Source organism: Pseudomonas sp. Bc-h (assembly GCF_002080045.1).
Taxonomy (GTDB): domain Bacteria; phylum Pseudomonadota; class Gammaproteobacteria; order Pseudomonadales; family Pseudomonadaceae; genus Aquipseudomonas.
Genome location: NZ_MUIN01000007.1, coordinates 294069 through 309095, shown reverse-complemented (window position 1 = coordinate 309095; position 15027 = coordinate 294069). Strand labels below are relative to the sequence as shown.

At 60.5% G+C, this 15027-nt stretch carries 13 protein-coding genes; 3 read left to right on the top strand and 10 right to left on the bottom strand.

Features of this window, described 5'->3' with window-relative positions; translation table 11 throughout:
* Positions 1 to 46: 46 nt before the first annotated feature.
* The 3 genes from BWR59_RS14310 to BWR59_RS14300 form a co-directional block, all read right to left on the bottom strand.
* Positions 47 to 433 carry a DUF1850 domain-containing protein gene (locus BWR59_RS14310; RefSeq protein ID WP_081566288.1) on the bottom strand — a complete coding sequence of 129 codons (387 nt, stop codon included), beginning with the start codon at positions 431 to 433 and terminating at the stop codon, positions 47 to 49.
* A complete protein-coding gene (locus tag BWR59_RS14305; RefSeq protein WP_081566287.1) occupies positions 430 to 2457 on the bottom strand; it encodes a TRAP transporter permease in 2028 nt (675 codons plus the stop codon). The genes BWR59_RS14310 and BWR59_RS14305 overlap by 4 nt, the downstream gene beginning before the upstream one ends.
* An 80-nt stretch (positions 2458 to 2537) precedes the next feature.
* On the bottom strand, positions 2538 to 3491 hold the full coding sequence (locus tag BWR59_RS14300; protein WP_081566286.1) for a TAXI family TRAP transporter solute-binding subunit: 954 nt from the start codon (positions 3489 to 3491) through the stop codon (positions 2538 to 2540).
* 241 nt (positions 3492 to 3732) lie between these two features.
* Here BWR59_RS14300 and BWR59_RS14295 point away from each other — a divergent pair, with 241 nt between their 5' ends.
* Positions 3733 to 5055 carry a chloride channel protein gene (locus BWR59_RS14295; protein WP_081566285.1) on the top strand — a complete coding sequence of 441 codons (1323 nt, stop codon included), beginning with the start codon at positions 3733 to 3735 and terminating at the stop codon, positions 5053 to 5055.
* 6 nt (positions 5056 to 5061) lie between these two features.
* Here BWR59_RS14295 and BWR59_RS14290 read toward each other — a convergent pair whose 3' ends face one another.
* Positions 5062 to 6333: a DUF2254 domain-containing protein gene (locus BWR59_RS14290; RefSeq protein ID WP_081566284.1), complete on the bottom strand. Its 1272-nt coding sequence runs from the start codon at positions 6331 to 6333 to the stop codon at positions 5062 to 5064.
* 225 nt (positions 6334 to 6558) lie between these two features.
* Between BWR59_RS14290 and nhaA the strand changes: the two genes are divergently transcribed.
* The gene (nhaA, locus tag BWR59_RS14285; protein WP_081566283.1) at positions 6559 to 7911 is read left to right on the top strand and encodes a Na+/H+ antiporter NhaA; all 1353 of its coding nucleotides are present in this window, start codon (positions 6559 to 6561) and stop codon (positions 7909 to 7911) included.
* A 4-nt stretch (positions 7912 to 7915) separates the two neighbouring features.
* Here nhaA and BWR59_RS14280 read toward each other — a convergent pair whose 3' ends face one another.
* Positions 7916 to 8227: a cupin domain-containing protein gene (locus BWR59_RS14280; protein WP_081566282.1), complete on the bottom strand. Its 312-nt coding sequence runs from the start codon at positions 8225 to 8227 to the stop codon at positions 7916 to 7918.
* 16 nt (positions 8228 to 8243) lie between these two features.
* Positions 8244 to 9014 (bottom strand): class I SAM-dependent methyltransferase, encoded by a 771-nt coding sequence (locus BWR59_RS14275; protein WP_081566281.1) that lies wholly within the window; start codon positions 9012 to 9014, stop codon positions 8244 to 8246.
* Between the two features lie 232 nt (positions 9015 to 9246).
* On the opposite strand from BWR59_RS14275, the gene BWR59_RS14270 reads away from it, so the two are divergent.
* The gene (locus BWR59_RS14270; protein ID WP_081566280.1) at positions 9247 to 9507 is read left to right on the top strand and encodes a DUF2790 domain-containing protein; all 261 of its coding nucleotides are present in this window, start codon (positions 9247 to 9249) and stop codon (positions 9505 to 9507) included.
* Between the two features lie 63 nt (positions 9508 to 9570).
* On the opposite strand, the gene BWR59_RS14265 is transcribed toward BWR59_RS14270, so the two are convergent.
* The 4 genes from BWR59_RS14265 to BWR59_RS14250 form a co-directional block, all read right to left on the bottom strand.
* Positions 9571 to 10509, bottom strand: coding sequence for a LysR family transcriptional regulator (locus BWR59_RS14265; protein ID WP_081566279.1), 939 nt, complete (start codon positions 10507 to 10509; stop codon positions 9571 to 9573).
* A gap of 147 nt (positions 10510 to 10656) precedes the next feature.
* Positions 10657 to 12144 (bottom strand): efflux transporter outer membrane subunit, encoded by a 1488-nt coding sequence (locus BWR59_RS14260; protein WP_081566278.1) that lies wholly within the window; start codon positions 12142 to 12144, stop codon positions 10657 to 10659.
* Between the two features lie 18 nt (positions 12145 to 12162).
* Positions 12163 to 13662, bottom strand: a complete 1500-nt coding sequence (locus BWR59_RS14255) for a DHA2 family efflux MFS transporter permease subunit (RefSeq protein ID WP_081566277.1) — start codon at positions 13660 to 13662, stop codon at positions 12163 to 12165.
* Complete coding sequence (locus tag BWR59_RS14250; protein WP_081566276.1) at positions 13659 to 14795, bottom strand: HlyD family secretion protein; 1137 nt, start codon at positions 14793 to 14795, stop codon at positions 13659 to 13661. The genes BWR59_RS14255 and BWR59_RS14250 overlap by 4 nt, the downstream gene beginning before the upstream one ends.
* Positions 14796 to 15027: the final 232 nt, after the last annotated feature.

Below are 15027 nucleotides of genomic sequence, written 5' to 3'. Positions count from 1 at the left end.
TGCCATATGCGCCCATATCGCCGCCGAAAGCCCTGGCGAAGGTGTGTCAGCCTTGTTCGCACGACCACAACTGCACGCTTGGCTGGCTGGTATTCGGGTCGCCGATCCATTGACTCATCGCGTGGCACTGGCCGTCGAAACACAGTTGGTAATCGCCGGCCTCGGGTGTACGCCCAAGGTTCAAGGGTTGCAGGGGCGGCAGGTGGCGATGGTAGTGCCAGCTGCCGTTTTCCAGCCGCGCATCATCGGGGATTTCCATCCCTGCGCCGTTGCCGCGCACGCGGGCTTCGGCCAGTAGCAGGCCTTGCGCGGTGACGCGGTAGTCTTCTTCCCAGCGGATTTTTTCGATGGTGTGGTTCCACGCCAGGGTAAAGCTGGACACGGGCAGTTGGGCCCAGACCACACCGGCCAGGCCCAGACACAGTCCGATCATGCCTTGGCCAGTGCCGTATGACGCGAGCGCCAGAAGTGCTGGCCGATCACCAGCGCGCCGAGCACGAAGCCCGCTTCGTCGGTCAATGGCAACGCTACCACCAGCAAAGCGCCTGCGGCGAAGGCGAGCAAGCGTTCCCACAACGGCATTTTCTGTTGCAGGTAACCGGTCGACGCCATACCCCACAATCCTACCGCCAGAGTCGTCTTGATCAGCATGTAGGCGGTCATCCACAGGTTGTCGCCTTGCAGCATCAGCGCCGGGTTGTAGACCGCCATGAATGGAATGACGAAACCCGCCAGAGCGATCCTCACCGCCCAGAGGCTGATCTTGAAGCCGGTCTCCTTGGCGATGGGCGCCGCCGCGAAACAGGCCAGTGCGACAGGCGGCGTGAGGTCGGCGAGGATGCCGAAATAGAACACGAACATGTGCGAGACGATCAGCGGAACACCCAGCTCCAGGAGCGCAGGGGCTGCGATGGAGCTGGTGATAATGTAGTTGGGGATTGTCGGGATGCCCATGCCCAGCACCAGGCAGGTGATCATCGTCAGCACCAGTGATAACAGAAGGTTGTCACGGCCGATCGCCAGAATGTACCCGGCAAACGTCGACGCCACCCCGGTCAACGACACGACGCCGATGATGATCCCCACCAGCGCACAGGCGATGCCGACCGGCACCGCGTGACGCGCGCCATCGACCAGCGCGTGGAGGCAGATCGCCAGGGTTTCACGCCCGCCCTTGATGAACCAGCAGGCGATCACCAGCGCTGCGATGACCGCGAAGATCACCCCGATGCCCAACTGGAAGAACCCGACACAGAGCACGCCCAGCGCTATCCAGAAGGCGCAACGCAAGGCGAAGCTGGACACCCTGAGAATGATCGCCGAACCGAGAATCACGATAGCAGTGAGGGCCAGACCGACCATGCCGGAAAACAGCGGCGTGCGCCCGGAGAACAGCAGATAAACCAATACCAGCAACGGAATCAGCAGGAACCAGTTTTCTTTGACTGCGCCCAGTGCGCTGGGGCATTGGTCCTTGGGCAGACCTTTGAGGTTGGAGCGCTTGGCCTCCAGATGCACCATCCAGAACACCGAGCCGAAGTAAAGAATGGCTGGAATAAGTGCCGCCTTGGCGATCTCCACAAAGGGTACATTGATGGTTTCGGCCATGATGAACGCCACCGCGCCCATCACCGGGGGCATCAACTGGCTGCCCATGCTGGACGTCGCTTCGACCCCGCCGGCAAACGCAGCTCGATAGCCAAAGCGTTTCATCAGCGGAATGGTGAACTGGCCCGTGGTCACCACGTTGGCGATCCCGGAACCGGTGATGGTGCCCATCAACGCGGAGGAGGCCACCGCCACTTTGGCGGGGCCGCCGAGCTTGTGGCCGAACAGGCCCATGGCGAAATCGGTGAACAGCTTGATCATCCCGGCCTGTTCCAGGAAGGCGCCGAACAGGATGAACAGAAAGATATAGGTCGCCGAGACATAGGTCGGCGTGCCGTACAGCCCCTCGGTGCCGAATGCCAGTTGGTTGACGATCTGATCGAAGCCGTAGCCGCGATGCGCAAGCTCGCCTGGCAGGTATTCGCCAAACAGGCCATACGCCAGAAATAGCCCGCAGATGATCGGCAGCGCAATGCCCATGACACGGCGTGCGGCTTCAAACACCAGCGCGATCAAGATCAGCCCGATCAGCATGTCGCCGGTGCTCAGGTCTCCTGAGCGCTGAATCAGATCGGCTTCGAACACCCATTGGTACGCCGCCGTGGCGATACCCGCCAGGCTGAGCAGCCAGGCCATGGGTTGCCAGGGCCGATTCTTGCCGTAGGCGGGGTAGCTTAGAAACACCACCCACAGCAGAAAGCCAACGTGCACGGCGCGCAGCACCTGGCTTGAAATCGGAGAAAACGCAGCGGTCACGATCTGAAAGATCGAAAACGCCAACGCCACGTAAAACAGTGTTCTTGGCCAGTCCCGGGGGTTCGCGGGGATGCCGTGCTGATCTTCACTCATTGGCTGCCTGCCTCATGACCACATCGAAAAAAGGACGTAAACAGGCCGCGGTGTCGGGGACGACACCACGGCCGTATTCGTTACAGCGCGCCCTTTTCCTTGTAGTAGCGTTCGGCACCGGGGTGCAGCGGGATCGGCAGGTTCTTGGCTGCCGTTTCAAGCTTGATGTCCTTGGCCGCCGAATGCGAATTACCCAGGCGGGTGAGGTTGTCGAACATCAGTTTGGTCATCTCGTACGCCACCTCATCCGGGACGTCTGCCCGGGTGACGAGGATGTTGGTGATCGCCACCGTGGGCACCGCTTCCGGTTGGCCGTCATAGGTGTTGGCGGGGATCATCGCGCTTTGATAGGCCGGATTACCGATCTTGGCGACGACGTCAGTGGGAATCGACACGTAATTGAGTGGCATCACCGATGACAGGTCACGAATGGCCGCCATGCCAAGCCCCGACGATTGCAGCGTCGCGTCCAGTTGCCGATTCTTGATCAGCTCCACCGACTCGGCGAACGGCAGGTATTGCACCTTGCCCATGTCCTCATAGGTCAAACCTGCTGCCTTGAAAATCGCCCGTGCGTTCAGCTCGGTGCCGGATTTGGGTGCTCCGACGGAAATGGTCTTGCCCTTGAGGTCAGCCAGGGTCTTGATCCCCGATTCTTTGCTGGCGACGATCTGGATGTAATTGGGATAGGCGCCGCCAATGGCCCGCAGTTTGGTCAACGGTGCCTTGAAGCCTGCGTCCTCGACACCGTTTTTGGCATCGGCCACGGAGTCGCCCAGTGCCAGCGCGAGCTCACCGCGACCCGCTTGCAGCAGGTTGAGGTTCTCCACTGAGGCCTTGGTGGCCTGAACCGACGTCTTGGACCCCGGAATGCCGTCGCTGTAAATCTGCGACAGCCCCACGCCAATCGGGTAATAGACCCCGCTGGTGCCGCCGGTCAGGATGTTGATGAATACAGGCGCTGCCTGTGCTGCGGTGGTAACTGCCAGTGCGGCCGCAGCGGCCAGCAGGGTAAAGCGGGTGTTTACTCGCATGAGGGGACTCTCCGTCTTGTTATGGCTTTATGCAGAGTTATTCCAATGTAGTAGATAGTTGGGCAGAAGGTGGCGAGTTGATAGCTAATCTGTGAATTGATATGTCGCACAGGTGATAAACGTGTAAGGTTTTGCCGCAAAGCGCTTGGTCAGCCTCGATATAGAGCTATTTGGAGGTTGCGACCAATTTGGTTAGTCTTGCCGTCAACATCGTGTCGTACTGCAACGGGAACTCCCTCGGGTGATCAAACCGATAACACTGCTCCGTCGTCGTTTCGCTTCCATGCGTTGGCGCACTCGCGTCACGTTGTGGGCTGCTGCCACCGTTGCCGGGCTGTTGGTGGTGATGTTTGCCCGGCTGGCGGATATGGCCCTGGCGCAATTCGCCCAGCAGACCGCCGACCGGCCCTGGTTGCCGTTCATTTATACCCCGCTGGTCGGCATGCTGGTGGTCTGGCTCACCACGCGCTTCTTTGCCGGCTCGCAAGGCAGCGGTATTCCGCAGGTCATTGCCGCGACGCGCCTGGTGCATCAGGGCAAGGCCATCGACAAACTGGTGTCCCTGCGTATCGCCTTCGGCAAGATCTGCCTCGGTACGCTGGCGCTGACGGGTGGTTTCTCGGCGGGGCGTGAAGGCCCTTCGGTACAGGTCGCGGCGTCGATCATGCACTTCTTCCATCGGTTTCTGCCCAACGCGCGCATCGTGCGGGCCGAAGACTTGATCCTGGCAGGCGGTGCAGCGGGTATCGCGGCTGCGTTCAACACACCGCTGGCGGGGATTGCCTTCGCGGTGGAGGAGTTGGGACGCAAACTGGAAACCCGCACCAGCGGGGTCTTGCTCAGCACCATCATTCTTTCAGGGATGGTCGCCATCGCTTTGCAGGGCAATTACAACTATTTCGGTCACTTCGATGTGCAGGGCGTCAGCCTCGATATCGTCGCTCCAGCCCTTGCGATCGGCATCGGTTGCGGCCTGCTCGGAGGGTTGTTCAGCCGCATGCTCCTGTGGCCACAGCGCCATAGCCGGTTCGTGCTCTGGGAATGGCGCCGCGCTCACCCAGTCTGGTTCGCCGGTATCTGCGGGTTGATCGTCGCGATACTCGGCTGGATCAGCGGGGGGATGTCATTTGGCAGTGGTTACGGCATCACTTCACAAGTCATAGCCTCCGATATCGGGCTGCCGTGGCATGCGCCGATCACGCGGTTTCTGGCCACCGTGGTCACCTATTTTTCCGGTATTCCGGGCGGTATTTTCGCGCCGTCGCTGGCGGTTGGCGCTGCGGTGGGTAGCAACGTCGCCGATTTCTTTCATCTGGCTGCCCAGCCCATCATCGCGCTGTGCATGGTCGGCTTTCTAGCTGCGGTCACCCAGTCGCCGATCACCTCGGCGATCATCGTCATGGAAATGATCGACAGTCACGGCCTGGTCATCAGCCTGATGGCGGTGGCCCTGATCGCCAAGGCCGTCAGCTCCAGAATGGGGCCGGAGCTTTACCAGCAACTGGCGAAAGGATTTCTGCAGGCGGCGGAGACGAAGACCACGCCGCCCAGGAAGGCTGAGTAACAAGTTTTACAGAGTCCGGCTCAGTTCGACGAGCCTGTCTTTCTCTTCCTGTAGCACCAGGAGGGCATCTGATCGTTTGAGCAAAAGGTCGGCCTGGCGGGCGCAGGCTCCCCGGAACCTTTCGGGGTTGATTCCGGCGAGCGTGATGAGCGCTTTGAGCAGGCGCAGATTCACCTCGATCAGGCCGGCGCCATCGCGGCTGATGGGGGCGAAGAAGTCGTCGAACAGGTCATCTACCTCCAGGCCGCGGATATACACCTGTTCGCACGCAGGCTCGATGTCCCGCACGGGCAGCCGTGACTTGCCCCACGCGGTCAAAGTCCTGACGCCGCGGCCAATCACGTCAATCGCTGTGCCCGGGTCGTTGACTGCCGGGGACAAGGCCCGTGATGCGATTTCCGACAATACCGACAGCCCGAACCTGGGGTCGTGCTCGAACGTGCGTCGAACGCCGATGCTCAGGGTCGCCATGATCTTTTCGGCGATCGCCTCTGGCGCTTCGAGGGGCCCTGAGTTCATTGGGACGCAGTACGCCAGCGGCATGTCCTGATGCACGAAACTTCCAGGCACCACGTCGACGTAGATCCGGATGTTGTGCGTCTCGGTGATGAGACCCAGTGCACTGACGTCGACGTGCTGGATGTATCCGGTACAAGGGCACATCACTGGCTGGGCCGAAGCGGGCAGCCGGAGATCGGCGGGATAGGCAACACCTCCCAGGAACGGCCATTGCACACGATGCTCGATGGCTAAGATTGCCGCGGTCTCGACCCGGTCGATGGTTTCACCGACGCGTCCGAGCCTGGACAGGTGATCGATCCAGCGCAGCAGGGTGTAGACGATCAGAATCACCACCGCGATGGTCACGGCAAACAGCAGCACTCGACCTTGCGTGCCGTATGCGCCCGTGCTCAGCGCGATGATGCCCACCAGGCTGAACAGGAAAGAACCGATAAAAGTCGCCAGGGCATTCTGCGTGGTGGTGTCTTCCATCACCAGCGTGGTGGCGCGGGGTGTCACGCCGGTGCTCGCGGCACCGTACGCGGTCACCATGGTGCTCAATGAAAAAGTGGTCACGGCCAACATGCTGGACGCAATGATGCCCAAGATCTTGTCGACGGCATCGGCGCCGATGCGGGCGGGCAGTGACGCAGGAATGAAGTCGTTGAAGACCACTGCCAGCAGCGCCGTCGCTATGCCGAGTAAAGAGAACAGGCTTGCCCGGAACCACAGTCGTTTGGTGATTTGATGAAATAGCCAGCGCCAGCGAGCGATCATGTTCAGTACCCGGATCAAAAGAGCGAGTCGCGACCGACTCGATAACGAATACGCTCGCTACGGCAGATTGATTGATCCCTCGCGTAGAAGTTTCATCCGGCGCCATCAAATAGCCATTTGCATCTGCTGCCTCAGCTTCTTATCATCGCCGTGGGTGCGCTGTTGCATACGGCACTGCGCAGGTTAAAGCTCAAGCGTTGGTCGGGCCGCCAACGGAGAGTGATCGTGCCTGATAAAACCCCGGCCCCCGCGGCCATTCCTCGCCCACAGGTTTTGACCGAACGCGCACTGTCAGCGCTCGAACGGTTCTCCCATATCGAAGCCGTCAGCGGCATCGTCCTTTTACTCGCTGCCGTAATCGCACTGGTCTGGGCCAACAGTCCATACGCCGCGAGCTATGAGCATTTCTGGAACACTCAGCTCACCATAGGGTTGGGCGACTTCACTGTTTCCAGGTCGCTGCACTTTCTGGTGAACGATGGGCTCATGACCATCTTCTTTCTGGTGGTCGGCGCCGAAATACGTCAGGAAATCAAGGACGGCGCCCTTGCCAGCCTGAAGCTTGCGACATTGCCACTCGGCGCGGCGCTGGGCGGGGTGATGATGCCAGCGATCATTTACATGCTGCTCAATCACGGCACGGAGGCCAGGGCTGGTTGGGCGATTCCGACGGCCACGGACATCGCATTCGCGGTGGGGGTGTTGGCGCTGCTCGGCAAATCGATCCCCAGCGGCGTGCGTATCTTGCTGCTGGCGCTGGCGATCATCGATGACATCGTGGCCATTCTGATCATTGCCGTGGGTTACACCGTCAGCCTGGATTACCACGGGTTACTCGTCGCTGTCGGCGGGCTTGCGCTGGTGCTGGTGTTTCAACGTATGGGCATCAGCAAGGCCTACGCGTATTTGCTGCCCGGCGCTATTGTCTGGTTCGGCCTGTTGAAGACCGGAGTGCATCCTACCCTTGCCGGGGTGATTCTCGGGTTGATGACGCCGGTCAATCGCAAACCCGCCACCGAGCGGCCGCTGGAGACGATCGGTCGTACCCTTCACGAACTGATGGAGCGCGTGTCTCATTCCGATGAAGGCGCGCAGTCCGTCGCCAAACCCCTGAAGCAACTGCGTCATGCGCAACGGGAGGTCCTGCCACCGGTCCAGCGTATTCAGGTCGGGCTGCATCCCTGGGTCGCGTTTGGTGTGATGCCGCTCTTCGCACTGGCCAACGCTGGCGTCAGCCTGGCGGGCGCCAATCTGAACGAGGCCCTGTCGCAAAGTGTTTTCGTCGGCGTCATGCTGGCGTTGGTACTGGGCAAGCCCATCGGTGTAATTCTGGCCAGCGTGGCCCTGGTCAAACTGAATATCTGCAGGCTGCCAGATGGTGTCACCTGGACCGGCGTTGTGCTGGTGGGGTTGCTGGCGGGGATCGGCTTCACGATGTCCATCTTCATTTCGTCGCTGGCATTCACCGATCAGGCGCTGTTGTCAGCGGCCAAACTCAGCGTGCTGGCAGCGTCGTCCATGGCGGCGGTGATCGGATTGATCTGGGGGAAAGCGAAATTCTCCCCCCGTCAGCCATAACGGCTCAGACGCTGCCTTCGCTCTCCACCACCAGAATGCGCGCCACCCCCAGTGGATGGGCAACGTGGGCGGTGCCGACCGAGGCGTAGAACACGTCGCCAGTTTCGAGGATCGTCGAGTGCTCGACACCGTTGTCCTTGAAGTGCATTTCCACTCGCCCGTCCAGCACGGCGAACACTTCCTGCCCGTCGTTCACATGCCATTTGTAGGGCTGATTGGTCCAGTGCAGGCGCGTGGTGATGCCGTTCATGTTGGCGATGTCCAGTGCGGCCCAGGCGCGCTCGCCGGTGAAGGATTTACTGCGGATGATCTTCACGGTTCTTACCTTTTATTCAGGCCAGCCGACGGCACAGGTAGGCTTGGGTTTGATAGGGGAAGGCAATGGTCTCGCGCCCACGCAGCGCCGGGTGGGTGTTGATCAGTTCCCGTAGCTGTTCGGTGACCGTGGCCTTTTCGGCAGCCGGAAGCGCTGCGATGAAACTCACCGACAGAAAGCGGTTCATGATCACTGTCTCGGCATTGCCGGTGTGGCTGTAGTTGAAGCAGGTCATTTCAGGCGCGGAAAAATAACGGCCGTCGAAGGGGAGGCGCCAGTTGCCGGTGTGAAAGCGCGGCGTGTCGCCTTCGTAAGGGGTAATGATGCGGGTGATCTCGGCGACCCAGTCCACTGACTCATCGCGCACGTTCCAGACCAGCCCCAGCTTGCCGCCAGGCTTGAGCACGCGGTGGATTTGCGCAAGCGCTGCCGAGTCTGCGAACCAGTGAAAGGCCTGAGCGCAGACCACTGCATCAGCGCTCGAGTCGGGCAGCGGGATGGATTGCGCGGTGCCTGGCACGATCCGCACATCCGGCAGATGCGCGGCGAACTCACTGCGCATGGCGTGTACCGGTTCTACGCCGATCAAGTGTTCGGTCAGCGGCTTGAGCAACCGGGTGAACTTGCCGGTGCCGGCACCCAGATCGACCACCGCGGACGTGGCGCCTATGCCCAGCGCGCCCCTGAGCCATGTGTTCAATTCATGCGGATAGTCCGGACGGCCCTGAGTGTAGGCACCCGCCTGCGTTGAAAACCCCACCTGAGCAGCGTTGTGAACGACTGTCATGATCAGCAATCCCCTGCGTGGAAAATGGCCGGCGCATTATGCGCTTCGTGTCATCGATCAGCCATTGGCAGTCGTAGATTCATCCTGATTTCGTCAACAGTCTTTGTCCCGTGGACCGCTATTTGGCCCATGAGCAAACACCTAGTATCGGTTCTACCCACCGAGCAAACGAAACTTCTTTCCAGTAGCTCACGGGATCAACCCGACACTTTCAGACGATAAGGTGAATGCGATGAGCTTTTCAAAAATTGCGACGTTCCTGGTACTGGGCGGCCTGTTTGCACCGGCTTTTGCAGATGACAGTCCTGCCACTTCCACTCCGGTAGAAACTTACACTTACCAGACAAAACTGGATATTCACAAAGTGCTTGCAGTCACCGATATCTCGGACCACTGCGGCCCGATCCCGGTACAGATGACCTATGAAGATTCCAAGGGTCAACGTCACGTTATCGAGTATCAGGCCATGGGAACTGCCTGTTCCAACGGCTGATTGTGGTGCGGGCGATGGAGGGTCGACACTCCATACCGGCTGCGAAAACCTTGAACCGTTTCGTTATTGTTTTCTTTTAGAACCCGCCACTTTTTCATCCGCTGCCAACAACTCGGGAATGGTGTTTTTCAGAAACTCCACCCAGGTTTTTATTTTTGCATCGAGAAACTTTCGCGACGGATAGATCGCGTACAGGTTCAACTCCTCCAGATGATATTCCTGTAATACCCGCACTAACGTCCCCGCTTTAAGTCCCTCCACGGCCGACGCAACAGGCTGAATGCCGATTCCCATTCCATTCTTGATCGCCACCGTCATGGCATCGGCCGTATTCAAGTGCAGCGGCGACAGCGCGATGTTCACCGTTTCAACACCCTGCGGCCCTTCGAATGCCCAGTTTTCGGCGGGCATGACCGTGTTCACGATTCGCAGGCAGTCATGTTGATGCAGGTCGTCGGGCGAATGCGGCATACCGCTTTTTTTCACGTAGCCCGGTGAGGCGCAGAGAATGTTGTAGGTGATGCCCAGGCGCTGGGCCACGAACCCCGAGTCGGGTAGGTCTCGGGCGAGCACGATGGACATGTCGTAGCCTTCTTCGAGCATGTCCGGCACCCGATTGGTCAGGTTCAGATCGAACATCACCGAGGGATGAATCTCCCGGTAGCGAGCAATTGCGCCGATCACGTAATGGTTGCCAATCGCCGACATCGCGTGAATCTTCAAGCGACCCGAAGGTTTGATGTGAGTGGTGCCGGCTTCTTCGTCGGCTTCGCGCACTTCTTCAAGGATCCTTTCGCAGCGTTGCAGATAGCGTGTGCCGGCCTCGGTCAATGCCAGGCGGCGCGTGGTGCGATTGATCAAGCGTGTCTGCAGCCTGGCCTCCAGGCTGGAAATGGCCTTGGAGACGTTGGTCGTGGTGGTGTTCAGCAATGCCGCCGCTGCGGTGAAACTGCCGCTTTGCGCCACCGCGATAAAAAAACGCATGGTCTGGAAGGTGTCCATCGATCAGGCCTTGAGAGATGACTAGAGCTGGGCTGGTGACAAGTCGTGGAATCGAGCAGGTGCAGGGTAGCCGTTTTCACGGAGAGGCGGATGACGCCGCACAGGCGAGTTTCCCGGGGGGTGGGAAACCTGCCTGATGACGCTGAATCAGTTGGCTGCCTGACTGGCGTTGCGGTAGGAAGCGCGTTGATCGAACACACCTGCCGAATTGCCGCCCAGCGCAACAAACAGACGTACGGTGTCCAGATACTGCGCAGTCTTCACGCGGATCTGCCCCAGTAATGCCTGTTCGTACGCACGTTCTGCTTCCAGCACTTGCAGGATGCTGTTTTCGCCTTGGGCATATGCCTGCTGGTTCAAGCGCAAACTGGTTTCGGCGGAGCGCAATGCGTCGTCCTGGGCCTGGAATTGCTCGGCATCGTGGTTGATCGCCTGCAGGGTGTCGGCAACCTGGCCGAACGATTTGATCACGGTCTGCTGATACCCGGCGAGCGTCGCCTTGTAACCATCGACCGCCGCTTGACGCTCGGCTTCCAGCGTACCGCCGCTGAAGATCGGCGCGGTCAAGCCCGCCGCCAGACCCCAGAGTGCTGCGCCGCCATTGCCCGACGCGGACTGCGCGAGGGCGGCGGACAGCTCGACGTGGGGGTAGAGATTGGCGGTGGCGATACCGATCTCGGCGCTGGCCATGTGCAGTTCGGCTTCGGCCTGGCGCACATCGGGCCGGTTGTGCGCGGTTTCCGAAGGCAGGCTGACGGGCACGTTCGCGGGCAACACGAACTCGGCAAAATCGAACTCCGGCGCGGTCCAGTCGCCAGGACCTTTGCCAGTCAGAATGGCCAGGGCATGGCGCGCCGAGTCCCGTTGTTGGGCCAGTGGCGGCAGCAGCGTGCGGTCCTGCGCGAGCCGGGTTTCGGCCAGCGATACGTCGATCTGCGTGGTGCTGCCACTCTGCTGGGCCATGCGCACCAGCTTGAGGTTTTTCTCGTCGTTGGCCAGCAGGTTCTGCACCGCCGCCATCTGCGCGTCGGCCGAGGCAATCAGGATCGCCTGACTGCTCACGTCGCCGGTCAAGGTCAACCAGGCGGCTTCGTAGCGATGTTTCTGCAACTCGGTGAACGCGGCCTGTTGTTCGACCCGACGCTTGTTGCCGCCGAAAACGTCCAGATCGAAACTCACCCGTGGGCCGATGGCGTAGAAGTTGTCGACCGATGCCTCAGGCGCGTTGTGAGTTTTTTGTCGACCGCCCTGAGCGGCGAAATCGACTTGCGGGTACAGCGCACCTTCCGCCGCCGCCACAGAGGACGCAGCCTGGCGAATCGTGGCGTCGGCTGCCACCAGTTCCAGGTTGCCGTCGATGGCGCGGCGCATCACCTGATCGAGCCTGGGCGACTTGAAGGTCGTCCACCAGTTGCCGCTCACCGACTTGCCCAGCTCGATGTGCTGACGGCCAGTGGTATCGCCGTTCTGAGCAAGGCGCTGTTCGGCCTGTTGGTCGTAGTGTTGCGAAGTGCCTGGGGTGGGCGCCTGGAAGTCCGGGCCCACGCTGCACGCCGAGATGAGCAGAGCGAGTGACAGGGCACCGATCCGGAACGGGAAGGGCGGTCTTCTGAATGCGAGCATGTTGAAGTTCATTTGGCTGTTCCACGAAAATTAGTTGGTCGCAACGGGTTTGCGAAGAAACGCTACCAGCGGGATCACCACCACCATCGCCAGCATCAGAATCTTGAACTGGTCGACGACCGCGATGAAGGCCGCCTGGCCCGTGATCATTTCGTTGAGCGCCCCAAAGGCTTGCGCAGGTGTCGAGGCCGTCAGGGAATGCACGGCGCTGCGATAGGGCGTCAGATGGCTGGCAAGCGCCTGGTGCATCGCTCGCGTGTTGTTGTAGAAGTACGTCTGCACGATGGCGATGCCCAGGGTGCTGCCGTACACCCGCGACAGGTTGAAGAGTCCGGTACCTTCCGGGCGAAACTTCGGGTCGAGGGTGCTGAACGCGGCTTTGCTGATCGCAGGCATCAGGATGCCCATGCCCACGCCTTGCACGAACCCGGCGATGGACACCGGCGTCCAGTCCATCAGCGGTGAGTAACCCAGCATCAGCCAGTTGGCGTAGATGACGATGAGCATGCCGATGGCGATCATCAATCGGCTGTCGATTCGCGCAGGCAGTTTGCTCATCAGCAGGAACGTGCCCACCAGCCCGACGCCACGGGGAATTGTCAGGTAGCCGGTGGTGATCGGCGGGTAGCCGAGGATCTCGTCGAGCATCGGCGAGGTGAGGGCCAGGGTCGGCAGCAGCACAAAGCCGAAGGCGAAGAACATGATCGTCGACAGCACGAAATTGCGATCCTTGAACAGGTGCTTGCCGAGGAAATACGCGTTGGCGGTCCAGCGGTGGGCGAAGAACAGATAGAAGCCGAGCGCCGAGGCCATCGCTTCGATCCAGATCTCCCGCGACTCGAACCACTCCATGCGTTCGCCACGGTCGAGCAGCATCTGCAGCGCGATCACCCCGACCGTGAAGCTGGCGTAGCCAAAGAAGTCGAACACCGGGAGCGCCGCAGCCTTTTTCCGCTCCATGGCCGATTGCGCAATGAAGAAGATCAGCGCGGCGATCGGCATGCTGGCGTAGAACATCATGTGCCAGCCGTGATACTCGGCGATCAGGCCGCCGATGGCCGGGCCGCTGACGATGCCCAACAGCACCGCTGCACCATAGGGCACGCCGAATTTTGGCCGTTGCGCGGCGGGCACTGTTTCCAGTGCGATGCCCAGCGACAACGGGGCGATCAGCCCGGCGGCGATGCCTTGAACGATCCGCGCGGCCATGAACTCCAGCGGCGTGGTGGTCAAGGTCGCCAGCCACAGGCCGACGGCGAACAGCACCAATGCCGCCTGATACACGGTCTTTACGCCAAAACGGGCTGCCAGCCATTGGGCCACCGGCATCGAAATCGCCGTCGCCGCCAGGTATGACGTGAAGATCCAGCCGGCCTGATCGTCGGTCATTGAGGTGCTGGCCTGGATAAACCGCAATACCGCGTTCGGAATCGAGACGTTCACCGATTGTAGGTAGGTCGCGAGCAGGGCTGCGTACCTCAAGGTGCGCAAGGCGCCTGCCGCAGGGGTTCGCGCAGCACTGGCGTTCATCGGAAGTTACCTGCGGTCAGCAAGCTTTTCAAAGGCGTCCACCAAGGGCTGCGAAAACCGGTGTCGACCTTGACCGTCGCACTGATGCCCGAATACAGCGGATGCTCGTGGTCGACCGCTTCGAGTTCCAGGCGAACCGGTACTCGCTGAACCACTTTGACCCAGTTACCGGTGGCATTTTCCGGGGGCAGCAGGGCGAAGTCCGATCCGGCGCCAGGGCTCATGCTGATGACGCGGGCCTTGAACACGTGACCGGGGTAGGTATCGATACTGATGTCGGCTTCCTGACCGGGGCGCATGTGCGTGACTTCGGTCTCGCGGAAGTTGGCCTCGACCCAGATCTGTTTGTCGGAGAGCAAGGCAAAGGCTGGCGCGCCGTTGTTGACGAAGCTGCCGAGTTGCAGATCGTCGACCTTGGCGACGATGCCGTCTTCGGGCGCATAAACCGTTGCATAGGAGAGGTAGAGCCTGGCCTCGTCGAGCTGCGCCCTGGCCTCACGAACGCTCGGGTGGCTGTCGACCTCGACGTTGGGATTGCCGTTCAGCGCGACAACCGTGTTGGCGATCTGCTGTTCAACGGCGTTGATCCGTTGACGCGACACCTTGAGGTCGGTGTCGGCGCGTTCGTAGATGGCCCGGGAAACGAACTCGGTGGCGACCAGAGCCTTTTTACGGGCGAATTCCTTCTGGTCGAAGTCCGCCTGTTCCTTCGCCGATTGCAGTTCGGCCTGCTGCTGGCGATAGCTGGCCTTGAGGCTGTCGATGCGCAAGCGCGCCATGCTCAGTTGCGCTTCGGCGCGGTTGACGGCGATCTGGAATGGGTCCGGGTTGATGCGAAACAGCACGTCGCCCTTGTGCACCTGCTGGTTGTCCTCGACAGCAATGTCCACGACCTGGCCGGAAACCCGTGCATTGATCGAGGTTTTGGCGATGCGCGCGTAAGCGTTGTCGGTCGAAACGTATGGAACGCCGGCGGTGTAGTGGGCGATGCCCGCGACAGCGGCGACCAGCGGCACGCCGAACATCAGCCAGGGACGCAGCTTTGCCTTGAACGGTTTGTTCGCAGGAGCGATCTGGCCGGGGCCGGGATGCTCGATGGCGGGTGTCGCTGAGTTGTCGAACTGTTGAGTCATGATCGAATTCACCTGTTAACCGGGGAAAACGGGCGGCAGCGCTGCTGGCGACCCTGATGTCTTGAATTGCTGTGAGGACTCAGGCCCTGAACAACCGGCCTTTCTCACAAAAAAACAGCCATTGTCGCGTGCGGTCTGGAGGGTCGCTCCACCGCACCTGTTTCGTTGCCGCAACACTCAGTTCGAGCTCGGCCACAACAAACCGTGGATTCAGAAATTTCTAGTTTCTGAA

Bases quoted from the DNA above. Each gene is read 5' to 3' on its own strand.
- BWR59_RS14250 (WP_081566276.1), bottom strand. From the start codon at position 14,795: ATGACTCAACAGTTCGACAACTCAGCGACACCCGCCATCGAGCATCCC.
- BWR59_RS14275 (WP_081566281.1), bottom strand. From the start codon at position 9,014: ATGACAGTCGTTCACAACGCTGCTCAGGTGGGGTTTTCAACGCAGGCG.
- BWR59_RS14310 (WP_081566288.1), bottom strand. From the start codon at position 433: ATGATCGGACTGTGTCTGGGCCTGGCCGGTGTGGTCTGGGCCCAACTG.
- BWR59_RS14305 (WP_081566287.1), bottom strand. From the start codon at position 2,457: ATGAGTGAAGATCAGCACGGCATCCCCGCGAACCCCCGGGACTGGCCA.
- BWR59_RS14300 (WP_081566286.1), bottom strand. From the start codon at position 3,491: ATGCGAGTAAACACCCGCTTTACCCTGCTGGCCGCTGCGGCCGCACTG.
- BWR59_RS14260 (WP_081566278.1), bottom strand. From the start codon at position 12,144: ATGAACTTCAACATGCTCGCATTCAGAAGACCGCCCTTCCCGTTCCGG.
- BWR59_RS14265 (WP_081566279.1), bottom strand. From the start codon at position 10,509: ATGGACACCTTCCAGACCATGCGTTTTTTTATCGCGGTGGCGCAAAGC.
- BWR59_RS14255 (WP_081566277.1), bottom strand. From the start codon at position 13,662: ATGAACGCCAGTGCTGCGCGAACCCCTGCGGCAGGCGCCTTGCGCACC.
- BWR59_RS14270 (WP_081566280.1), top strand. From the start codon at position 9,247: ATGAGCTTTTCAAAAATTGCGACGTTCCTGGTACTGGGCGGCCTGTTT.
- BWR59_RS14290 (WP_081566284.1), bottom strand. From the start codon at position 6,333: ATGATCGCTCGCTGGCGCTGGCTATTTCATCAAATCACCAAACGACTG.